Below are 324 nucleotides of genomic sequence, written 5' to 3'. Positions count from 1 at the left end.
TCTCTCACCCGGAATTTAGAGAACACTTGTTGCTCTTGTAAATTACTAAAAACCATCCCAAGATTTGAAGAAAAAAAAAACAAGAAGATTACATGACAACGTTTGAGAAGGACAATGATCTCAACCTTGAGGCCACAGAGCTCAGGCTAGGGTTACCGGGCTGTGACAAAGACTCTCCATGCTCTAGAGGCAACAACAAGAGAGCTTTGCCAATTGACACAAATGAAGATCAGCCAAAATCCACCAATGCTCCTTTGGACGCCAAGAAAATTGAAAGAGAAAACGCTCCACCCACAAAGGCACAAGTTGTGGGGTGGCCACCGG

Annotated in this window: 1 protein-coding gene; it reads left to right on the top strand. The window is 44.4% G+C overall.

Annotation, left to right across the window (positions count from 1 at the left end; genetic code table 11):
* Positions 1-92 precede the first annotated feature (92 nt).
* Positions 93-324 (top strand): AUX/IAA family protein (locus DL891_RS17640; RefSeq protein WP_232819252.1); only part of this gene is annotated, 232 nt, incomplete at its 3' end.

The sequence above is a fragment of the Homoserinimonas sp. OAct 916 genome, assembly GCF_003260275.1.
In the GTDB taxonomy this organism is placed as follows: Bacteria; Actinomycetota; Actinomycetes; order Actinomycetales; family Microbacteriaceae; genus OACT-916.
Note: the sequence above shows the minus strand (reverse complement) of the source record. Positions and strands in the feature narration are given on the sequence as shown.